Source organism: Rossellomorea aquimaris (assembly GCF_001877785.1).
Taxonomy (GTDB): domain Bacteria; phylum Bacillota; class Bacilli; order Bacillales; family Bacillaceae_B; genus Rossellomorea; species Rossellomorea aquimaris_A.
Window position 1 is genome coordinate 1 of the sequence record NZ_MINN01000021.1, and the last position, 411, is coordinate 411.

Consider the following 411-nt stretch of genomic DNA (forward strand, 5'->3'; position numbering starts at 1 on the left):
GGTATTGCCGCTATTGAGATCACCTGCTTGAAAGCCTTTATAGAACCATTCTTTGCGCTGCTCCGAAGTACCGTGCGTAAAGCTTTCCGGAACGGCATAGCCACGCGTCCGCTTCTGGATCGTATCATCGCCAACTGCACTTGCCGCAGTCAACGCTTCTTCCAAATCGCCTTCTTCTAAATACCCCATGCCTTGAGCGTGATGTGCCCAGACGCCCGATAAATAATCCGCCTGCAACTCCAGACGCACTTGCAATTGGTTGTATTCCGTCTCGCTTAGCTGATTACGCGCCTGCTGTACGTCCAAAAAAAACATCTTCACCTTGAAACAAATAATTCATGCCTACTCTACTGTGTGTGCCGTCACCTGACTAAACATCACCCCGGATATCACCACTAGCATGTCTCTCGT

1 pseudogene is annotated in these 411 nt (G+C 49.6%); it reads right to left on the bottom strand.

The features are described from left to right. Positions 1 to 300 (bottom strand): annotated as a pseudogene (locus tag BHE18_RS00670) (neutral zinc metallopeptidase); the annotation flags it as partial. Positions 301 to 411: the final 111 nt, after the last annotated feature.